General features: G+C 54.0%; 24 protein-coding genes. 8 read left to right on the plus strand and 16 right to left on the minus strand.

Going from position 1 to position 20,273, the window contains the following annotated elements:
• Positions 1 to 230 precede the first annotated feature (230 nt).
• Positions 231 to 524 carry a hypothetical protein gene (locus JJD41_RS02780; protein WP_234488478.1) on the plus strand — a complete coding sequence of 98 codons (294 nt, stop codon included), beginning with the start codon at positions 231 to 233 and terminating at the stop codon, positions 522 to 524.
• 359 nt (positions 525 to 883) lie between these two features.
• A complete protein-coding gene (locus JJD41_RS02785) occupies positions 884 to 1,327 on the plus strand; it encodes a CAAD domain-containing protein (protein WP_200664613.1) in 444 nt (147 codons plus the stop codon).
• A gap of 233 nt (positions 1,328 to 1,560) precedes the next feature.
• Here JJD41_RS02785 and JJD41_RS02790 read toward each other — a convergent pair whose 3' ends face one another.
• The 4 genes from JJD41_RS02790 to JJD41_RS02805 form a co-directional block, all read right to left on the minus strand.
• Positions 1,561 to 2,064, minus strand: a complete 504-nt coding sequence (locus JJD41_RS02790; RefSeq protein ID WP_200664614.1) for a hypothetical protein — start codon at positions 2,062 to 2,064, stop codon at positions 1,561 to 1,563.
• 158 nt (positions 2,065 to 2,222) lie between these two features.
• Complete coding sequence (locus JJD41_RS02795; RefSeq protein ID WP_200664615.1) at positions 2,223 to 2,840, minus strand: prolipoprotein diacylglyceryl transferase; 618 nt, start codon at positions 2,838 to 2,840, stop codon at positions 2,223 to 2,225.
• A gap of 141 nt (positions 2,841 to 2,981) precedes the next feature.
• Positions 2,982 to 4,334 carry a 3-phosphoshikimate 1-carboxyvinyltransferase gene (gene aroA / locus JJD41_RS02800; RefSeq protein ID WP_200664616.1) on the minus strand — a complete coding sequence of 451 codons (1,353 nt, stop codon included), beginning with the start codon at positions 4,332 to 4,334 and terminating at the stop codon, positions 2,982 to 2,984.
• 27 nt (positions 4,335 to 4,361) lie between these two features.
• Entirely contained in the window at positions 4,362 to 4,580 is a 219-nt protein-coding gene (locus JJD41_RS02805) for a hypothetical protein (protein ID WP_200664617.1), read from the minus strand.
• Here JJD41_RS02805 and JJD41_RS02810 point away from each other — a divergent pair.
• The gene (locus tag JJD41_RS02810; protein WP_200664618.1) at positions 4,579 to 5,070 is read left to right on the plus strand and encodes a hypothetical protein; all 492 of its coding nucleotides are present in this window, start codon (positions 4,579 to 4,581) and stop codon (positions 5,068 to 5,070) included. The genes JJD41_RS02805 and JJD41_RS02810 overlap by 2 nt on opposite strands.
• Positions 5,071 to 5,076: 6 nt before the next feature.
• On the opposite strand, the gene JJD41_RS02815 is transcribed toward JJD41_RS02810, so the two are convergent.
• Complete coding sequence (locus JJD41_RS02815) at positions 5,077 to 6,738, minus strand: serine/threonine protein kinase (protein ID WP_200664619.1); 1,662 nt, start codon at positions 6,736 to 6,738, stop codon at positions 5,077 to 5,079.
• A 168-nt stretch (positions 6,739 to 6,906) separates the two neighbouring features.
• Here JJD41_RS02815 and JJD41_RS02820 point away from each other — a divergent pair, with 168 nt between their 5' ends.
• Positions 6,907 to 8,103: an RNA-guided endonuclease InsQ/TnpB family protein gene (locus JJD41_RS02820; protein ID WP_200664620.1), complete on the plus strand. Its 1,197-nt coding sequence runs from the start codon at positions 6,907 to 6,909 to the stop codon at positions 8,101 to 8,103.
• 166 nt (positions 8,104 to 8,269) lie between these two features.
• On the opposite strand, the gene JJD41_RS02825 is transcribed toward JJD41_RS02820, so the two are convergent.
• On the minus strand, positions 8,270 to 8,749 hold the full coding sequence (locus JJD41_RS02825; protein ID WP_200664621.1) for a hypothetical protein: 480 nt from the start codon (positions 8,747 to 8,749) through the stop codon (positions 8,270 to 8,272).
• A gap of 147 nt (positions 8,750 to 8,896) precedes the next feature.
• Positions 8,897 to 9,616, minus strand: coding sequence for a M23 family metallopeptidase (locus JJD41_RS02830; protein WP_200664622.1), 720 nt, complete (start codon positions 9,614 to 9,616; stop codon positions 8,897 to 8,899).
• Positions 9,617 to 10,033: 417 nt separating this feature from the next.
• Between JJD41_RS02830 and JJD41_RS02835 the strand changes: the two genes are divergently transcribed.
• On the plus strand, positions 10,034 to 10,819 hold the full coding sequence (locus JJD41_RS02835; RefSeq protein ID WP_200664623.1) for a DUF2927 domain-containing protein: 786 nt from the start codon (positions 10,034 to 10,036) through the stop codon (positions 10,817 to 10,819).
• Positions 10,820 to 10,841: 22 nt separating this feature from the next.
• Here the strand turns inward: JJD41_RS02835 and JJD41_RS02840 are convergent, their stop codons facing one another.
• From JJD41_RS02840 to JJD41_RS02870, 8 genes are all read right to left on the minus strand, one after another.
• Positions 10,842 to 11,690, minus strand: coding sequence for a peptidoglycan-binding protein (locus JJD41_RS02840; RefSeq protein ID WP_200664624.1), 849 nt, complete (start codon positions 11,688 to 11,690; stop codon positions 10,842 to 10,844).
• Between the two features lie 85 nt (positions 11,691 to 11,775).
• Positions 11,776 to 12,129, minus strand: a complete 354-nt coding sequence (locus JJD41_RS02845; RefSeq protein ID WP_234488479.1) for a hypothetical protein — start codon at positions 12,127 to 12,129, stop codon at positions 11,776 to 11,778.
• Between the two features lie 6 nt (positions 12,130 to 12,135).
• Complete coding sequence (locus tag JJD41_RS02850) at positions 12,136 to 12,624, minus strand: phage tail protein (protein ID WP_200664625.1); 489 nt, start codon at positions 12,622 to 12,624, stop codon at positions 12,136 to 12,138.
• A gap of 69 nt (positions 12,625 to 12,693) precedes the next feature.
• Positions 12,694 to 12,825, minus strand: a complete 132-nt coding sequence (locus JJD41_RS25185) for a hypothetical protein (RefSeq protein WP_255547204.1) — start codon at positions 12,823 to 12,825, stop codon at positions 12,694 to 12,696.
• Positions 12,826 to 12,894: 69 nt separating this feature from the next.
• A complete protein-coding gene (locus JJD41_RS02855) occupies positions 12,895 to 13,374 on the minus strand; it encodes a phage tail protein (protein ID WP_200664626.1) in 480 nt (159 codons plus the stop codon).
• Between the two features lie 97 nt (positions 13,375 to 13,471).
• Positions 13,472 to 13,945, minus strand: coding sequence for a phage tail protein (locus JJD41_RS02860; RefSeq protein ID WP_200664627.1), 474 nt, complete (start codon positions 13,943 to 13,945; stop codon positions 13,472 to 13,474).
• 157 nt (positions 13,946 to 14,102) lie between these two features.
• Complete coding sequence (locus tag JJD41_RS02865; protein ID WP_200664628.1) at positions 14,103 to 15,812, minus strand: phage tail sheath family protein; 1,710 nt, start codon at positions 15,810 to 15,812, stop codon at positions 14,103 to 14,105.
• Between the two features lie 58 nt (positions 15,813 to 15,870).
• Positions 15,871 to 16,395 carry a Pvc16 family protein gene (locus JJD41_RS02870; RefSeq protein WP_200664629.1) on the minus strand — a complete coding sequence of 175 codons (525 nt, stop codon included), beginning with the start codon at positions 16,393 to 16,395 and terminating at the stop codon, positions 15,871 to 15,873.
• A gap of 279 nt (positions 16,396 to 16,674) precedes the next feature.
• On the opposite strand from JJD41_RS02870, the gene JJD41_RS02875 reads away from it, so the two are divergent.
• The 3 genes from JJD41_RS02875 to JJD41_RS02885 all read left to right on the plus strand — a co-directional run bounded on the left by JJD41_RS02875 (position 16,675) and on the right by JJD41_RS02885 (position 19,616).
• Positions 16,675 to 17,865: a sensor histidine kinase gene (locus tag JJD41_RS02875; protein ID WP_200664630.1), complete on the plus strand. Its 1,191-nt coding sequence runs from the start codon at positions 16,675 to 16,677 to the stop codon at positions 17,863 to 17,865.
• 72 nt (positions 17,866 to 17,937) lie between these two features.
• Positions 17,938 to 18,612 carry a response regulator gene (locus tag JJD41_RS02880; protein ID WP_168568559.1) on the plus strand — a complete coding sequence of 225 codons (675 nt, stop codon included), beginning with the start codon at positions 17,938 to 17,940 and terminating at the stop codon, positions 18,610 to 18,612.
• Positions 18,613 to 18,635: 23 nt separating this feature from the next.
• Positions 18,636 to 19,616 carry a nucleoside hydrolase gene (locus JJD41_RS02885; protein ID WP_200664631.1) on the plus strand — a complete coding sequence of 327 codons (981 nt, stop codon included), beginning with the start codon at positions 18,636 to 18,638 and terminating at the stop codon, positions 19,614 to 19,616.
• Between the two features lie 22 nt (positions 19,617 to 19,638).
• Here JJD41_RS02885 and JJD41_RS02890 read toward each other — a convergent pair whose 3' ends face one another.
• Positions 19,639 to 20,028, minus strand: coding sequence for a hypothetical protein (locus JJD41_RS02890; RefSeq protein ID WP_200664632.1), 390 nt, complete (start codon positions 20,026 to 20,028; stop codon positions 19,639 to 19,641).
• Between the last annotated feature and the right edge of the window lie 245 nt (positions 20,029 to 20,273).

The raw sequence follows: 20,273 nt of genomic DNA on the forward strand, positions 1-20,273 counted from the left end.
AGCTATTGAGAGAAACGAAGAGGCGATCGGTCGTCGAGATCGTGATTTCGATCGCATCAGACCCTACGGATTATCACGGAAACCGACTAGCGCGATCGCAGACCGAGCGGGGCCGTCTAAATATAATGATCGAGATGGCCAGCCAGTTTCTCACATTGTTTTGATTTCTCGATCCTCCCTACAACTTCCGCGAGATTCCGTGCAAATCGCTACACCTAATCGTGAAAAACATGGCAGGTAACCGTTTAGAAAAACTCAGGGCGTACTACAAGCTCTCTTACGATTTCCGACTCTGTTTGAATACCGCTTTAGTCTCCCTCGAATGGCTGATCCACCACGATCGCTCGAATAACAATAACGACCATAACGACGCGCTCGAATGCTTGCACTGCATTCGCGATACGCTGCAACAAATGAACGAGTTATTCCAAGAAGCGGTTAACCTTTCAACCGACGAGTGGAACGATTCGCTCTCGGAGAGAGGAACCCCATCTTTGCCACCGAAGCCGCCTCCGGCAGAATGAACCCGAGCGATCGCCATCCCCCCGGACGATATCTGCGTCGGTAGGGCGATCGCCCGGGAAGAGGGCATACATTTTAAATTGCCGAAAAATTCGCCAGAAAAGACTTAGCCCGATCTCCACCGAACCGAGATCGGGCGATCGCCTCTGTCGTCGGGGCGCGCGATCGCGCTAAGATGACCGATCGCACTCGAGGCGATCGCGGAGATCGTCCACCACCGTCCATTGCGAATTGAGTGAGGAACGCGCGGCGAGGGAGAAATTGACCCGGACGGGTGAAAAAAAGCCTACCGTGCTTTGTGTGGCGAGTCAGCGTATCCTATAGCCAGTACAATTCAAATCGAGATCGAATAGGTCAAATCATGAATCCAAATACCGACCCCAAGCAAGAAACCACCACCGATACCGGAGCGACCAAAGAGGACATCAACTTTTCCTCGGAAGAAGGCGGATCGATCGCCTCCGTTTCCTCCTCCAACCAAACGTTTGAGGAAATCCGCGATCGCGTCGTGGCGATTTTGTCCGAACTGCCGGATTACATCAGCAGCTTTTTTGGCGAATACCAAAAACCGATCGTGACCGTCGGACTGGTTGTCGCGGCTCTCGTCACCGTCAGAGTCACCTTGGCGGTGGTCGATGCGATTAACGACATCCCTCTGCTCTCCCCATTTTTGGAGTTAGTCGGGATTGGATACTCCGCTTGGTTTGTTTATCGTTATTTACTGCGGGCTTCCAACCGTCAGGAATTGCTTAACGAGCTTAACAGCCTCAAAGATCAAGTCGTCGGCAAAAGTTCCTCACGCTAACTCCCACATTTCCAGGGGCGATCGCGCGCCGAATCCACGAGCGCTTGTGGCGGTACGCCGTCGGGATCGCCGTCGAAATCAATCCAAACAACCGCACGGTTTTGGTTTCGCGCCCGCCTCCCGCTCGGCACCGCCCGCCCCGCCAGAATCCCCCACAAGAGCCGAAGATCTCGGCTCTTGTTTGTTTTCAAAGTCCGATCGCGATCGCCGTTCGGCCTGTTTGCCCGTACCCTTCACCCCGTCTCGGGAGAGGACTCGGGGGCGTTTTCAGTTGACGGTTGGGGAGTGGGTTCGTGTGGTTTTCGCTCCCGATTGCCCGAGAAACTTTTGTCAAATTGCCTGTTGAGAAAAACCACGAGTTCGTCAACGGTATCGAGATTGTAAATGGCGAGTGGATCGATCGCGTCGCCCCCAAATTGTTGCTGGAAATCTTCACATAAATTCAATTGCCAATCGAACCAGCAAATTAGCGAAAACTTCAGATCGGCATCGAGGCGATCGTCCGGCCACACTCTCGCCATCTCCACCCCCGAATAGGCTTTGAGGCGATCGTAAACAAATGCAACCACAGGAGCGGCGATCGCGCGCGGTTGCCAAAAAGACTCAAACCACTGCTGTAATGTCAAGGAACGACGACAGTACAAACCGTGATTGACCACTCGCCTCATCTCAATATCGGGACTGAGATCGTTATAGGTTTGAACGCTGAAAAACAGATTTTTGAGTTGGCGCAACATGCCCGAAGTGCGCTCCCGATTCTCGATCTTTTTCCAAGTGTTCCCATCTCAAGGAAGTCTTTCTCATCACTGGAAAAAGATCGCGAGCGATTCCCCTCGCGATCGCCTCACCCATCGGCGCACCCAACCCCATCGATCGGATCCGGGATCGATTGAGCCTACCTCGCACTCCCCTCTCCCGTCGGTGGCGCGGTTTCCGTCGGGCTGGGGGTCGGATTTTCCGGCGGTTGAACCTGGGGCATTGGCGAGGGAGACTCCGTGGCGGTCGCTTCCGGACTCGTTGGAGCCATCGGCGAGGGAGACTCCGTGGCGGTCGCTTCCGGACTCGTTGGAGCCATCGGCGAGGGAGACTCCGTGGCGGTCGCTTCCGGACTCGTTGGGGCCATCGGCGAGGGAGACTCCGTGGCGGTCGCTTCCGGACTCGTTGGGGCAGCGAACGGCGCCAATACCTCCTCTAAAAACCCGCCTGAAGGCTCTCCAGTTGCCTGAGAACCGGGCGCGGGGGGAGCGGGGGGAGTGGCAGCCTGTGCCGTCGGTTTCGGGGTCGGTGCGGTCTCGTTAAAAACATCGACGACGCGGCGAGGTTGAGCCGTTGGCGTCCCTGGCGCGGATGGGGCAGCCATCAACGAATTCAAGGGACTTTCAGCGTTGCGATCGGACTGTTGCAGGCGAGTGGTCGAAAACCAGAAAATGAGACCAAAACTAGAAAAAGCGATTAAAACAGCGAGGATTTCGTCAAATCCTAGAGAATATCGATGGGAATGACGATCTGACATGAGTTTACCTCAATCAATAAAAGGTTTCACGGCGAAGCTTTGAATAGAACACGCACCCGATCGCTCCGGGGGATAGGGGCGGTGAAATCTGGCGAAACCGCCGCCCCCAAATTCAAAACCAAAGCTAGCGAGAGGTTGCCATTAGGACCGATCGCAGGCCGATTTCAACGTAGAAACAAACGTCGGATAAGAAATCGCCGCCGCTTGGGCGTGGTGAATGGTGGTTTTACCCCGCGCGTTGAGGGCGGCGATCGCCAAACTCATAGCGATGCGATGGTCGTCGTGACTGTCCACGTCCGCCCCTTGCAACGGCGAACCGCCGACAATTTCCAAGCCGTCGGGTCGTTCGGTGACGCGAGCGCCCATTTTCGCGAGCATCTGGGCCATGACCGCGAGGCGATCGCTCTCCTTAACGCGCAACTCCTGCGCATCCCGAATCACCGTAGTTCCGGAAGCAAACGCCGCCGCCACGGCCAAAATCGGAATCTCGTCGATCGCGCGCGGGACGATGTCCCCGGCAATCTCGCACGAGTTCAGTTTAGTATGACGGACCCGCAAATCGGCAACGGGTTCCCCGGCGATCGTCCGTTGATTTTCCCAGTGGATATCGGCATTCATCAGCGCCAAGACATCGAGAACCCCGGTGCGGGTCGGGTTGACGCCGACATTTTCTACCACCAATTCCGAACCCGGCACGATCGCCGCCGCCACCAACCAAAACGCCGCCGAACTGATATCCCCCGGCACCACCACCGAGGTCCCTTTCAAGTCGCTCCCGCCGACGACACTCACCCGTTTCGCCTCCGGATCCGCCTGGATGTCGGCGCCGAACGCCGCCAGCATCCGCTCGCTGTGATCCCGCGACAGAGCGGGTTCGACTACCGTCGTCCGACCTTGCGCCATCAATCCGGCAAGCAAGATACAGGACTTGACTTGTGCCGAGGCGATCGGCGATCGGTACTCGATCCCGCGCAAACGGGTACCGCGAACCGCCAAGGGAGCCAGGGATCCGTCCCGACGGCCCCAAATTTGAGCGCCCATTTGCATCAACGGCTCGACCACCCGCGACATCGGGCGCGATCGCAGGGACTTATCCCCGGTCACCGCAAAAAAACACTCCGGCTGACTGGCTAGCAGACCCAACATCAGCCGTAAAGTCGTGCCGGAATTGCCCGCGTCGAGAACGTCGAGAGGTTCTTGCAACCGACCGATCCCGACCCCTCGAACTGTAACTGTTTTCTCGTCGAGTTCGGAAATTTCGGCGCCTAAAGCGCGAAAACACCGAGCCGTACTCCGGGGATCTTCCCCGAGTAACAGCCCTTCAATCGTGGTTTCCCCGGAGGCGATCGCCCCCAACATCAACGCGCGATGGGAAATAGATTTATCTCCAGGAACGCAAATGCGACCTTGTAAGGCCAAACCCGCCGCCGGGGGTTCGACCTGCAATTGTTGTTCGGATTCCGTATTGTTTACCGTTACGATCGCAGTGGGCATTAGGCTAGACTGAGATGGGATTGTTGTTTAGCGCGATCCTACCCCGTTCTCGACCCGCCCGATCCGACTCGACGGTTTGTCGTTCGCCAGGGTTGACCCGCGAGTCGCCCACCCCCACGCTTCGAGCCGAGGCATTTCAACCGTGCATTGCCGACCTCTCTCCCCGGATTGTCTTTTGGCGCGGATCCGCTCGGTATTGTGAATAGAATTTTGAATTTTTTTCTCCGTCTCTTCGTGCAAAGTCATGCTCACCCATCGCCGCAAACCCGTTTGTCTGTCCCTCGTCTCTACGGACTTGCCGATTTGGTCCGTGGTCGAAACAGCCGCGACTCTCTATCAAAAAGACCAACAACGCTTTCACCTGCTCTTAACCGAACCCGCGATCGCCCAGAGCGAACCGACCGACTCCCCAACCACAGAAGACACCCGTAACACCACTCCCCAATCGCGCCTCTTGTGGTTGGAAATCACCCCCTACCGCATCGTCATGACCATGCAGGGAAACGGTCGCTTCAGTTACCGCCACCTCTGGGAACGGGGGATGTACGGCATCAGCCGCTACTGGTTGCAAACCGAAACCATCGACGGGCCGGGTCAAATTCGCTTGCGCAACTACACCCGCCACTTGGAACTGATCGGCACTCCCTTCCCCGAACGAGTCCGCCTCGAATACGAGCTGTGGTCGGAAACCCTCCAGTTAGGCCGCTACATTCTCAATATCGAGATCCACCATTGAGCTGCCTCATTCACCCTGGGGACAAATGCTCGCCAGGGTGGTAGCGGCGCTGTCCGCATCCCGAGCCGCTTGTTTGGCCATTTCTCCCGCTTGCTCGGCTTTTGCTTTCGCCTGCCGGATCCCTTGGAGTCCGCTTTGGGTGAGGGGGGCGTTGTCGATCGCCGCGATCGCCTCGGCGATTTGCTTGAAGGCCCGACTCAAGGTGAGATAACTTTGGCGAAACTGTTGCGAAAGCGGCGCTAACTGTTCGTCGGAGAACTCCAAGCTTTGCAATTTTCCGGCGAGACCGTCGAGGTCTGCCGCCAGTTGCTCGGCGACTGCCGCCTCGCTGCCGGAAGGTTCCGCGATCGCCGCTCGCCCCCGAGTCGCCAGGGTCAACAATTGCTGACATTGAGCGCGCTTGCCGTAGACCGCCCAGCCCCGATACGCTCCAAACCCGCCGATCGCCGCGATCGCCGCCAGGACGAACGCGGTCAACCCCAGTCTCCTGACCGACCGACGCCGGGGCAGCGCGTTCGCCTCGGCTTTAAATACCCCTTCGGGTTGGGCGAACGGCGCGATCGCTTCCGCCATGTGGGCGATCTGAATATTCCCAAAAAACTCATCCGGATTCGGCGGTACTCTTTCCCGACTCTCGGAAGAGGTCGTTGCGTCGATGGGGGTGACTCCCGCCGGAGTGGGATCGGCGACCGACGGCACCTCGGCGACCAAATCTCCGTAAAATCGGGCAATTTCGAGCGGGGGCAGCTTCCATTGGCGCTCTAAAGCGGCGATCGCCGCTCGAATTTCGAGGTGGCTTTCCGGGCGATCGGCGCGATCCGGTGCCATCAGGCGATCGACGAGATCGGCAAACCCTTCGGGGACATCTCTCGCCCCTTGGCGCCAGTTGAGGTGACCGCTTTCGTCCTGCTCGAAACTCAACGGATCCCGTCCGGTCAGCCAGTAGACCACCGTCCGTCCCACAGCAAAAAAATCCGATTGCACCGTAGCATTGTGCTCGACTTGTTCCGGGGGAATGTAAGCAGAAATGGCACGCGGGGGAATCGTACCGCCCCCTATTTTAGTAATATAAGTGCCGACCACTTCCCGGGCCGCTCCAAAGCCGATGAGAGCCAGTTCTAACCCGGAACCCGTGCCGTCCTCCGGGCGCGATCGCACCAGTACGTTACTCGGATTGAGGTTCAAATGAAAATATTGGCGGTCGTGGACTTGTCCGAGAATGTCGATCAGTTGTTTGCACCCGTCGAGGACGGCGATCGGATCGGTCGCGCGATCGCCGCCCGTCGCCCGCCACTGCGGTAAGGGAACGCCTTCAATTTTGTCGATCGCCATCGCGTAACTCGGCAGATCTGACGACGACGGACTCAATTTCAACAAGTGGGGTTCGACCTGTGCCAAACCGGGATGATTCAATTGACTTAAAACCGATGCCTCTTGCTCGAATAACGCCACGGCGATCGCCTCGTTGACCCGCAGCAGTTTGAAAATTTTTCGCTCTCCCCCCGCTTCGACTGCCACCGTTTTGTTAAACCAATTACTGCCCAAAACCCCGACCACTCGATAGCGACCGCCGAGCAGTAATTCACTACCGCAATGCAGGCAATTCACCTGGTGGAGATTGTCGGGATCTTGCGGGTTCGGACAACCGGGATTGAGACAGTAACTCATTTGACGGATCTAATGTTCGGAGGCGACGAGCAACAGGCTGCTTGTTTTATAGCTCATTTTTAACAATGGGAGCGGGAATTCCCCGATTCTACCGAAGGTGAATCGTGGGATGAAAGCGACTCTTCGGCAAATCAGTGATAATCCGATCGTCTGGCTATATCGGCGATAATGTTCAAGGCGTACAAATACCGCATCTATCCAACCCACGAGCAACAAGCGACTTTAGCCAAGAGCTTTGGTTGCTGTCGTTGGTATTGGAACTATGCGTTAAATTTGTGCCAAGAGACTTATCGATCGACCGGAAAAGGTCGATCGAGGGGTTATCTTCAGGGATTATTACCTGCCCTCAAAAAGGAATACCCTTGGCTTAAAGAAGATGTCTATTCCCAATGCTTGCAAGTCGTGGCGTTGAACTTATCAACCGCTTATCGAAACTTCTTTGAGAACCGGGCAAAATTACCCCGATTCAAATCCAAGCAGGGAAGGCAATCTATCAGTTATCCTCAAAATGTTAAGGTTGAGGGAAATTACATCAAACTGCCTAAAGTTGGGTTAGTGCGTTGTCGTCAGCATCGAAGTTTTGAGGGAAAAATCAAAACTGTAACCCTCTCCAAAAATCCAGATGGTAAATATTATGCTTCAGTTTTGGTAGAGGGTAAAAAAGAACCTCCCCTTCTCTCAACTGAAGGAAAAGCCATTGGCATTGATTTAGGGCTGACCGATTTTGCGATTACCAGTGAGGGGTCGAAATATAATAATCCCAAGCATTTTAATAAACACGCGCGAAACCTCAAAAGAAAACAGCAAAAACACGCTCGAAAAAGGAAAGGCAGCAACAACCGCAATAAATCGCGGGTAAAAGTTGCCAAGATTCACGCCAAAATAAGTCGCTGTCGTGAAGATTTTCTCCACAAGCTATCCCGTAAGATAGTGAACGAAAACCAAGTGATTGTGGTCGAGAATCTCAATGTTAAAGGCATGGTTCGCCATCGCAAACTCGCCAAAGCGATTAGTGATGTCGGTTGGGGAATGTTTTGTACGATGTTAAAGTACAAGGCTGAATCAGAAGGAAAAGTTTATCTAGAAGTCGAGCGATTTTTTCCTTCTTCTAAAACCTGCCATGTATGTCTCAATCAAATCAAAAGCTTGTCTCTTGATGCGAGAAGCTGGACTTGCGAACATTGCCAAACCCATCATGACAGGGATATCAATGCCGCCATCAATCTCAAAAATGAAGGCTTACGGATATTAGAGTTAGGAACTCGCTCTACTGCCCTTGGAGGGGATGTAAGACGAGGTGGTAGAACTTCAGTTCTATCTAGCGCAGTCCCCAGTGAAGAGGGAAGCCGCTATTGTAATCTTTGATTCAATAGCGGTAGTTCACCCCCTGAAATTTTTAAACCCGAGGGATTAGTTTTTGATTTTTATTTCTCTGAGAAAATAAATTATTGCAATTGTCAATTGACCGGAGGGAATTGACGCCGTTTGCGAGGGATTGGCGATGCACCCCTTTCCGAGGCGCCGGGAAAGTTTAGGGCAAATTCGCCCCACAATAACGATTGACTTCGGCGACTAAACGATTAGCCGTTTTTGTATTTTTTTCGAGGGAATCGATCGCCCCCTTGAGGCGAGTTTGGGTGTCGTTGAGGGTTTTCAATCCCTCGCGGGTCGGTCGAACTTGGTTGGCGAGTTCGAGGGCTGTTCCCGTTTCGTGAAAGATCTCGCTAAAGCCTTGGCTGACGGCGATCGCCTGTTCCCGGAACTCTCGCAACTGCGGATCGTTTAACGGCAATTTTTTGAGGCGAGTGGTCGTCTCGTCTAATTGCTCGGCTAAGGTTGGCATTTCTTGCGCTCGATCCGCATCCAAAGCATTGACTGCCTCACTTCCTCGGGCGATCGCCGTCATCAACTCTTGACATTGACTGGCTTTAGTCGAGCTGCAACTGACGAGGAATGGCAACAGGGTTCCCCCGAGGGCGAGGAGAGCCAGCGAACGAGAAAATTGGGCCATGGGTTTATAACTATATTGAGGAGAAAGGAAGCGATCGCCAAGGACCGCCCTACATCATAGCCAAACCTTGCTCGATCGCCAGGAAGACTTCAGAACGGTTCGAGCCTTATCCTCGAACCGATCCGCCCGTCCCTTAGACCGCCGTTGTTAGCGCCGCGCCGCCAATCCCGCTTCGGGAAGTAGAGCTAGGGGATTGACTGCACCTTCTTCGGGCAGGTGAATTTCAAAATGTAAGTGCGGTCCGGTACTGAAGCCCGTGCTGCCCATTTCTGCAATTAACTCCCCGGCTTCTACTTTTTGTCCGGCCCGGACTAAATTGCGGTGGTTGTGAGCGTAACGGGTGATGCTGCCGTTGGGATGGAGAATTTCGACCAAATTGCCGTAACCGCCGCTATTCCATTCCGAGGTTTGCACCACGCCAGATCCGGCAGCGACAATCGGCGTTCCAATCGGTGCGGCGATATCGATCCCTTGGTGCATCCGCCCCCAGCGCCACCCGTAGCCGGAACTGAGCAGACCTCGGGCGGGCCAGGTGTAGCCGTCGAAAATATCGGGAATTTCCGGTAAGTAGGTACTCGCTGCCGCCAGGGGCGGTAATTGAACCGAGAGGGTGGCGAGGGGTAGGGGATTGAGCTGAGGCGCGTCAGTAGCGAACCCTGGGGGTGTTGCCTCGGTTCGAGTGGGGTTGAAGGCGATCGCCGCAGGTGCCGGGGGAGCGGGGTTATGCCCGTTTGCACCCTGGTGTGCTGCTGCGGTTGTCCGGTCGCTGTCGGGAGAGGACACGGGTCGCTCGCTCGTGGCGTCCGCCACCCCCGCCAAACCCATCGTCAGGGGGACCAGTACAGTAGAAAAAAGACCTGATTTCATAATCCTTCTAAACCATTGGGACTCCCCCACTTCGCCCTCTACCGCAGTAGCGATCGCGCCGCAGGAGTACCCCAGTACACAACATCAACAACTCGAACGGAACAAGGAATGCGTTATTTTCCTTTTTTGGCGATTTTTTTGCAAGTATGTCTTAACTCTTCCAAGAATTGAGGGAGTCTCCGGACGAATTGGGAAAAATATTGGGGAACATTTGCGGTTCGCACGGGGGCGATGCTCCAAGGGAGCCGCTTTGCGAACGGATCGACTGCAAACAGGCCGCGAAGGCAACCGATCCGGACGACGATCGCGATCGCCCGTAAGCGGATTGAATCAAGACATCATAGCTCAAATCTTTGCTGTCAAACGGTTCGTTCTCTCGGAATTCAGCGAGATCGAGAGCTGCTACCCGCTTCGACTATGAATTTTAAATCTTTTGGTCTGGTGGCGATCGCCGCCACGGGCTTATCTTTGAGTGTGGCCGTTTCCGCTTCCTCCAAACTCGGGATTTTGCCCGCAGGAACTTCCGTCAGTTCGGCGTCGGTGTCCTCGACGACGGCACCGCCTACCGAGATCGCCGATCGCCCCTTAGAACGCGCTCCCGTGGCGCTTTCGAGAGCTTACAATCGCGAACAAATCGATTATTTTCTCGAAATTGCTTTAGGATCTGAATTCGGCAACGCCACGCCGAAAATCCGCAAATGGGCCGGACCGATTTCGATCCGAGTGGTGGGAACGCCGACCGCCGCCGATTGGCAAACCTTAAACGGCGCGATCGCCGAATTAAACGCCCTCACCGAGGGGATCGACCTCTATCTCGACGCGGACGATCCTCATGCCAAAATCGAAATTTATTTCGTTCCCGAATCCGAATTTAACACCTACGAACCGAACTACATCCCCCGGAACTACGGTTTTTTCTGGACCTGGTGGGAGCGAGACACGATTTATCGAGGTCGCATTCTGATCGCCAGTGCGGGAATTACCCAGCAGGAGCGATCGCACCTCATCCGCGAAGAACTCACCCAATCTCTCGGACTCATGCGCGATTCGGGTCGCTACCGGGACAGTATCTTCTTTGAAGGCTGGACCGACACCACCGCCTATTCACCCCTGGACAAAGCGGTGATTTCCTTGCTCTACCGCCACGAAATCCGTCCCGGGATGACCCGCGATCGTCTCCTCGACCTGCTCGACGCCCACTAAAGCACTCTCCCGGCGGCGCCGTCTAACCTTCGCGAATCCAAGATTGGGAGACCCAGCCACCCCCTTGCAGTTCCACCCAACCCCCTTGGCGTTTTCCACTCAACACCAGTCGGCTACCATTCGCCGCCATGAATAAAACCGGACCGCCGGGAGTGGCGCGCACGTTGAGAGGACTTCCATTCGTCGAAACCATCGCCTCACCCGCGACCGGAGAGGGGTCGGGATCGTTCCCCCCACCGCCGCCGCCTCCCGCCGTCAGCGCCACCGTCCAATTCGCCGCCACCCAGCCGCCATCGGCTAACTCGATCCAGCCGTCGGCCCGGCGACCGCTCGTCGCGACTTCGGCGCCGTCCCAGACGCGATCGACGACACCATAATTAAACCCCGGACCGGAACGCACCTTCAATCGCGATCCGGCGGTTTCTACCCGTATCCGACCCGCTTGAGCTGCGGGCAATTTCGGTTGAGGCGGACGGTTGCCGATTAAATAAGGATTATTCGGATCTTTCGGTTCGATCAAATCCAGCGCATATCCGGTAAGCGGACCGACCGTACCATCGACGGGCAAGTTTTTCCGCCGTTGGAACTGCTCGACGGCATATTGCGTGGCGCCCCCAAAGACGCCGTCGATTTTGCCGGGATCGTGACCTTGGGCGACTAGAGCTTCTTGGATGGCTCGAACGGCGGTACCGCGATCGCCCCGTCTGACCACCGCCAGACTCGCTTGGGGCGCTAAAGTCGCTACAGACAGCCCCACAGCCATCGTCAGGGTCGCCATCCGGAGGGGACGCATCGCGATCGCCCCTTCTTCGAGACTCCCTCCCACCGCTTCGTAAGCGTTGTAAGAATGGAATAAAGCAAGTATTTCCATCTTCGATCTCCTCTGGATTTTAGGGTTTCGATTTCAAACGGCGTTCTACTCCCGTCCCCGTGTCCACATCTGCGGACTGGCGATCTCAGGGCAGATCGATCGCCTCTACCGTGGAGGGGGCGGGTTGTTCGGCTGGCTTTTCCACTTCTATTTCGAGTTCGTTAATTTGCCGATAAAACTTTTGCAAATAACTCAGATCGCAAGCAAATAAATTCTCGATGGTCATCGGCGTCACTTCGTCCAACGCGCCTAATTGGACGATCACTCGCGACAGAATAATCACCGTCGCATACGCCGGGTTGGCTTTTACCCGAGGGTCGCGCATCGGGATAATTTCATCCATCGCACGGGACAGGCGCATCACCCCTTTGCGGTGCACGTTGCCATCGGCATCGAGATATCCCTTCGGCAAGGTAAATTCAAACTCGGTTTGAAACATCCGTTATTACTTAATTCTAATAAAGCGATCGACGGCTAATTCGAGTTCTTCAATTTCAAACTCGCTGCTGTCTGCTTTGACATCACTTATTTTATAACTGGTCGGCCATGCGCCCTCAAACCGAAATCGGGCTTTTTCATTGGCTCCTTGATCGTAAATGACTAAATCCCCATCTTTGCGCTCCGTAGCCCATCCGCCTTCTTCTACAGTTTTAAACCAATTCCATAAGGTCGTGGAAATGGTCATGCCTCGGCGCAAGGTAATATTTTCGCTTTTCATATTACCGGGGATTTTAGTCCGGACGACTCGTCCGACGCTGCTATTATGTTGTCCCCATTTTTCGGGCGTGACTTCGCAGATTTCTATAAGTTCTTGAGAGCGTTTGAATCCCTGACATTCCATAAAGTACCCGTCGATGGGCTCTTTGGAATTTTTGAGTTTGAGTTCTAGAAAAAAGCGATTGGCGGTTAAAACTTCAAATTTTGGTGCGGCCACGATCCCTTTCTCCCTTATTTCTGATAATTTTATTTTCTAGTTTTTATTGTTTTTTATCTTGTTGTTATTCTATTCTTTATGTTTTAATTGATATTCTAACTTGGCCAAACCCGAGTCAGGACGGGCGATCGCCCCTGCTTCTAATGTAGCAAAAATTTTCGCAACCATCGGGCGATCGCACCGCAGGAGAAAACGAGTCATCCCCGGTTGCGCGATCGCCGGAATGACCCCCAGACCGTTAAATAATGGGTCAATAAAATATTTATTGTTTTATTTGACGCGCAGGCAATTTTCGTAAACGATCTCGACAGTTTCCGTCGCTAAATCCGTCGAACCCGCCTCCATCTTTGTAGACTTATAACTCGCAGGCATACAGCCTTTAAAATTGTAGCGAACGGCTTCATCTCCTCCTTGGTTGTAAAATACTAAGGAGCCACTTTTCACTTCTCCTTTGCTGGTGGTTCCCCCTCCGGCGATCGGTTCGGAGTGGGAATCGCTGTACCACTGTAATAGCCGAATATCTTCCACAGTGGAAACGTATTCTACTGTAATTTTCTTGTTTTCCACCCCGGTTACCGTGGCTTGCATGACACTTTTCGCATTTTTAGTCACCCCATAAGGCTTAGTATCCCCAGCCGTTTGTAATGTAATATCAAGACCGCTCACTTTTTTGCAGACGAGATCTTCCAAGCCTTCTAATTCAAAATAAAACTTAGAACAGGCCAAAAGTTCACCGATAGGACTGACCATAACATTGCTCCTTCAAACTCTTAAAGCGATTCAGTTGAGTAAAAAACCCTTAAATTCAAGATCGTTGGATTCAAGATCCTTAGCGTTACTTTTGTAATTACTTCACGCGGTTAATTTGTTCGCAAACAAATTCCAGGGTTTCGACCGCTAAATCTTTGCTATCCGCCGCACAATCCGAGACTTTATAAGACTTCGGCCATGCATTGGTAATATTCCAGCGCAAAATTTCATTATCGCCACTGTCGTAACCGACAATCGAGCCATTTTTACGACTGTCAGCCCATTTGCCATTTCCCCCTTCACTTTTTGGCATGACATCGAGCATCCAATTGTAGAAGTCCATGTCATCTTGAATCAGGTAAATCTCGATGGTGAAGTTCGGGTTTTCTTCAAATCCGGATGAGGTACTTTGCCATAAAGTTTTACCGCCTTTAGTGGAAGCGAGGGGTTTTTCGTGTCCGGCGGTTTGTCCGGTAAAGGTGACTTCGGTAATGCTTTTGACCAGTTTGTCGGTCAAGCCGTCAAATTCTACGTAAAATCGACTAGTTGGAATCGGTTTGAGGTCGGCCATGATTTTGCTCCTTTTCAGGGCACAGATCGAAGTAATTTACTCTTGTTGAAAGCGGGGAAAGGCGTCCGTTTTGGATGACGCTTCCCCACCTCCAATCCGGGGGGAAAGGGGGAGGGGAATCGATCCCGAGCCGTGGGGACGGGCGCCGGGCGATCGCCTATTGATTCGGCGCCCACTGGCTGACGCGGAAAATCACGAATTCCGCCGGACGCACCGGACAGACGCCCACTTCGATATAGAGGCGCCCTTTCATCATCGTTTCGTGAGTATTGAGGTCGGCGTCGCATTTGACGTAAAACGCTTCCGCCGGGGAACCGCCGAACAAGGCACCCGCACGCCACAATCCTTCTAAGAAGTTGCTGACGGTGCGTTTGACCCGTTCCCACAAGTCCATATCGTTGGGCTCGAACACGACCCACTGGGTTCCCATTTCGATCGATCGCTCGATATAGCTGATCAAGCGGCGGACGCTGATATAGCGCCATTGGATATTGTCCGGTTCGACCAAAGTCCGCGCGCCCCAGACTTTATAGCCTCGGTTGTAGGTGGCGAAGTTGCGGATGCAGTTAATCCCGAGGGGGTTGAGCAGTTCTTGCTCGCGCATGTTGGTGTCGTATGCCAATCCGATGACGCCGCGCGGGGTTTCGTTGGCGGGAGCTTTGAAGACGCCGCGAGACTCGTCGGTGCGGCACCAGATGCCCATCATGTGGCCGCAAGGGGGTACGCTAATCGGTCTGCCTGCATTGCGGGGGTTGGCGACTTTAATCCAGGGATAGTAAAGGGCGGCAAACATCGAGCGGCGGTTGAAGGCGCTCAGCCACTGGGCGACGTCTTGGGGTTTTTGCTGCTCGGGAAGTACGGGATCCATGCCTTTTCCGGGTTTGACCGGAGGGGGATCGAGAACGACCATGCGATAGGGCGGACTGGGGGCGGCGTTTTCGCACATGCTGACCATCATTTCCATGACGCCGTGGATTTGGTCGATATCGAGCAATCCGGCTTGATAGGCGCGCATGAGGTCGGGACAGGCGATCGTGGAGACTTCGTCGATCTCGAAAATGCCTTGCATTCCGGTGCGATCGTCCCGTTGTCCTTGGAGGTCCCGGGGGAAGCGATCGGGTTGGGCGATGTAAGGCGGGGGAACGACTTCGTAGAGTCCGTTGGTGGGACGGCGCGAGAGGGGTTGTCCGGCTTGGGAGAGGTCGGCGATCTCGACGTATTCGGACTCTTGCAAGGCGGTAACGACGTAATCGGCGACCTCGGTTTCCGGTTCCGGATTCATGGTCAGGTGGTCGTAGCGTTCGAGTTCGCGATCGCCTTGAGTGACTGCGACGCTGAAGAATTCCCCGTTATTTAACGGCGGTTCGGCATCTTCGGGGGCGTCGTCGGGGAGGGGTTTGGGTTCGCTTTCGAGGATGGCGATTTGGATGCGTCCGTCTCCGGAGGGTAAGGCGGGGGCTTCTCCTTCGGCTTCGGGGAGTTTGAGGTTGAAGCGCAAGGAGGGACGGTTACCGGAGGTGAAAATTTTCAGCCCGGTTTCTTCCGGGGGAGGCGCTTCCGATCCGGGGAGTTGGGTGCCGATGCTGGTGACCCAGCAGCGACCGCCGCCGTTGAGGAACCAGCCGTTGACGGCGAAGGGGAGGTAGGCGTCGAAATCGGTGAAGCCGTCGGACCCGGGTTTGCCAAACAGTTCGAGGTACTGGTTCCAGTTGGTCACCATCATCGGTTTGAACAGTTCGGCGTCCCCGCGCACGTCTTCGGTGAAGCCGACAAATCCGGCGACGCTCATGCTCACCCCTTCGATGGGGCGACTGCCGCGATCGACTTCTTCGACGTATACGCCAGGGGCAAAATAATCTAATGCCATGAGGGATAGTCCTCCATCTGGTATTGAATTGACGAGCGTTTCAGCCCAAATTGGAACCCTAGGGACTGGGGGTAAGGGATAGCGATCGCCCTGGGCTAGATTGCGGCTCGACGATCGCGGGAACGGCGATCGTGACGTACAAGGCAGGCCGTAGCGGAACACCCAATGCACGCCAAAGGGACGCCGTATCGATCGCCCCACCCACACAAACTCTCATCTGTAAGTGACCGTGACCTCGCAAGGACGGTTCGAGAAGGTCTTCCGGGACGAAGCGGTAGGAGAGGAGTCGAGTCAATGCTTCTGAAAGCAGGCGCTGTTCCCCGAGGGCAGTGTGGTCCCAAGCCGTGACTAAAAACGATACGTCAAACCAAATGGTCGAATCGCGAACGTCCGAGGTGTCACTACGCGAGAACTCTGCAGACGGCTCGTGCTGACTTTGCCAGAGGTCGTAACAGTAAAGGTTCAGCCTCGGACCGCCGGGGCGATCGATGCTCGGGTGATTGAGATCGATGGATTCGATATCGATGAGGGAAGTCCCGCCCGCCAGGATTTCTGCCAGAGTCTGAGCAACAGCAGCAATCATCGCTGTGGGTTTTTGGGCTGTACGGGATCTAGATTAGTCAGCGCTACCTCTAGGGTTTATTAGACTTTGGTCGAGACTTTAAAAATTGTGTGTTATTAATTTGGACAAGACGGAACGGAGGTTACAGTAATACTGTCGAACCGACGGTAACAATCTAACCCGCCGAATCGCATCGGCTTCCTTCGAGGTTTGAACGACATTGGCAAATTCTATCGAGGTGCCAGCTTGAGCCTCATTTGCCAGTTTGTTCCGAGGCACGCCTAGTTAATAAATTTTACAATGAAACCCTCTTACACCGATTTAGATTTACCCGGATCTACTATCTGTTATTCTCCCCAGGAGAGATTGGGGAAAAATTACACCGCTTTACAAAGAGAACTCAACCAGATTGCCAGTCTCTTGCCCGTCGAGGCCGCCGCAATCCATTATCGAAATGGGGACGGGTTCGCGCGCGAGTCGATCCGTTATTTTCGTAACGATCTCCCAGATTTCCACCCCCGATATCGTTCGGCTTTAGAAGGTCGGCTCGCTGGCGGCGATCGGCTGCCTCGCGGTCAATTGAGCGAATTTAATCGACCAACATTTTTCCCTTTTGGGGAGCATGACCCCCTACCGCAACCGATCGCCGATCGCGGGCGATCGACCCCTCATTCTCCAACCGTTTATTTATATCTTTTTAGTCGAACCCCTCACGATGATGAGTATTTACTCTTATTAGCCGAAAGATCTCTTTCTGCGGAAGAGCAGAACCACTTAGAACAGCGCGCTCAATTTCTAGATGATTATTTAACTCTATCCTGGGAAAACAATCAGTTACATCTGGAAAGGAAAGCGTGCGATCGCGACCTCCATCGAGGAGAACATCAAATCCGACATTCTCTCGCGACCGTCGCTCTTTACCTAGAAAATCTCTGCTTGGGATTGACCGAAGAAACCTATAAACAACAAGCCACGATCGCCCGTCAAATCGTTAATGATTTAACCCTGAACTTAACCCATCTACTCCCTTTAGAACCCCGCGATCGTCGGGAAACCCAACTGTACGATTTGCGCGAAATCTTGGTCGAGCAGATCGCAAGACTGCGCTCTCACTGGGAAAAAAAACACTTAACGATCGCCTATCCCAATAGTGCTTTACGCTTAAAAATCGATCGCTGGCAAATCCAACAAGCCATTGAAAATCTCCTCGGTAATGCGATTGCATTCAGTCCCGATCGCCAAACCATCACTTGGAACTGGCGCGTCTTTCATAACGAAGTCTTAGTCACCGTAACCGATCGCGGCTGCGGACTGTCCGCCCAAGACCTCAAACAAATTTTCACGCCCTCTTACTCCCGCCGTCAAGGGGGAACCGGATGGGGTCTAAATATCGCTAAAAGCGCCATTCTAAAACATGGCGGGACAATTTGGGGCGAAAACCTGCCCGAAGGAGGGGCTAGATTTTCCTTTACCTTACCGATTTCTGAGTAGCTGCATCACTTCGGCGATCGCGATTCGGTCTCGCCCACCCGTTCCGAACTCGCCGAATAGAGGTTTCCTTCTATGAGTACCCATCAGTTAATCTCGATTTTGTTGGTCGATGACGACCCAATTTTCCGTCAAGGATTGCGAACCCTTTTAGAATTCTATAGCAATGGAAAATTAAAATTTAACGTCGTCGGCGAAGCCGCTTGTGTCGATCAAGCCCTCAAATTAACCAAAGAACAACATCAATCCTTAGTCTTACTCGACTTAGAACTCCCTCACGAAGACGGCATTTCAGCCTTAATCCGCTTCCGCGAACGGGGTTATTCCGGTAAAATCTTGGTTTTGTCGGCCCATCACGAAGATGAATGGGTATTTCGCGCCATGCAGGCGGGGGCGCGCGGTTACGTCTTTAAAGACCGTTTGGCGAATCAGTTGTGCGAGGCGATTTCCACGGTAATCGACGATCGCATTTACCTCGATCCCGACGTGGCGACCAGCTTTTTTCGGATGTTCCACTTCTACGCCGGACGCTGCTTGCAAGCGGCCCAATCCCTCCACCTGACCGAACGCGAACAAGAAGTTTTACACTGGCTGGTCCAAGGGGCCTCCAACGAGGCGATCGCCCAAAACCTTTACGTCACCGTCGCCACAGTCAAAGCCCATTTAACCTCGATTTTCGAGAAACTCGGGGTCACCAGTCGCACCCAGGCGATCGTTAAAGCCCTCAAACTGGGCTTGGTCTCCGCATGATCCCGATCTCCGATTCTCTCCCCATGTCCTCCCTTCCCCCCCGCAAACTACTCGTCGATACCGACCCCGGCGGCGACGATGCCATCGCCTTACTGTGGTTGCAAAGTCTGGTCCGTCAAGGACTGGCCGAACTGGTCGCCGTCACCACGGCCCAAGGCAACGTCAACGGGTCGCGAACCTTTACCAGCGCCTGTCAACTCCTGCAACTGGGCGGTTGTGCGGGGGTCGAAATCGCCCGGGCCGTGGCCGATCCCCCTGCGACCCTCTCAGATGCCCGTCACATTCACGGCGCCGACGGGATGGGGGATCTGTCCGCCACCCTGCCTGCGTCCCGCCGGGATTGGCAAACGGCGCCGAATGCGGACGATACAATTATCGACGCCCTCACTCAGTCGCCGGGGGAGATTACGGTTGTCGGTTTGGCGCCGTTGAGTAATTTGGCGGCGGCGGAGGCGAAACGACCGGGGATTCTCAAATTGGCTAAAGAAGTGGTGTTGATGTTGGGGACGTTTGAACGCCAGGGCAACGTGACGCCGTTGGCGGAGTTCAATGCGGCGTATGACCCGCAAGCGGCGCAGTCCGTTTTAGAAAGTGGGGCGAATTTGGTGGTGTTGCCCCTCGACGTGACCCAGGAGTTGATTTTCCGACGGCAGACGGCCCGGGAGATGCGATCGCGGGCGCCGGAGAGTGCGATCGCCGTGTTTGTGGATCGCTTGTGCGAGTTCATGACCGAGACGGCGTTGCGTTACCGCGAAACGGCGGGGATCGAGGGCTTTTTAGTTCACGATGCGGTGACGGTCGCCTACTTGTTTTATCCGGAAACACTCAAGTTTCGGCGCGCCGAGGTGCGGATCGAGACGGAAGGGCGTTACAGTGCCGGATATACGTTTATTGACAGGCGACATGGGGCAAAATTGCAGGCGAATGCGTTTGTCGGCTGTGAAGTGAACCGACAACAGTTATTAGCGATTCTCCGGGACGATTTGCAACAACTAATCGCTTAGGGGATCGGGCGATCGCCCCCAGTTATTCCTCAGTTTCGGTTTCGACGGGTGTGGTTTCTAATTTTTCCAAGCGGGTCAGATCGACATTGAGCTGAATGCCATCTTCCGATTCGCTATTGGGGGAGATTAATTGGATGGGCAATCCCAAACTGTAACTAAACTGTCGTTGGGGGTTTTGATTGGGCAATTCCCAATCAAAATCGGCCAATCCTTTTTCGAGGTCTTCGTTATTTTCTGCGGGTTCGGTTTGGGCTAATAAGTGCCTCAAACTGTCGTAAACTTTGGCGGCATCCGGCACGGGAGGTCTTGCGGGATGGGAAGAAGGGCGATCGGCCACTTCCGCCGAGAGGACCCGCGCTCCTAAAAAGGTAACGCTGGTTACGGTTAACAGCAGGGTGAATAATTTAGTCATGCTCTCAACTCCTTCAACTGACCTGGAGGGATAGTCCAGGAAATTGACGAATGGGACGAAGTAGAAAAGTGCGAGCGAGCAATGAGGGTAAAATTTGCTAAAAAGTAGCTTATTTTTTATCGTTTGACTGGGTAGATCGCGATCGCTCTACGCTTAAACTTTTGATGGAAAAATCCATTTTGATTATAACAATAAGCCTTGAAATTGGAATCGGAATTCGGGAAAGTTTACGTAGGCCATTGGGG

This window comes from Oxynema mangrovii CENA135, from assembly GCF_016632315.1.
GTDB lineage: Bacteria > Cyanobacteriota > Cyanobacteriia > Cyanobacteriales > Laspinemataceae > Oxynema > Oxynema aestuarii.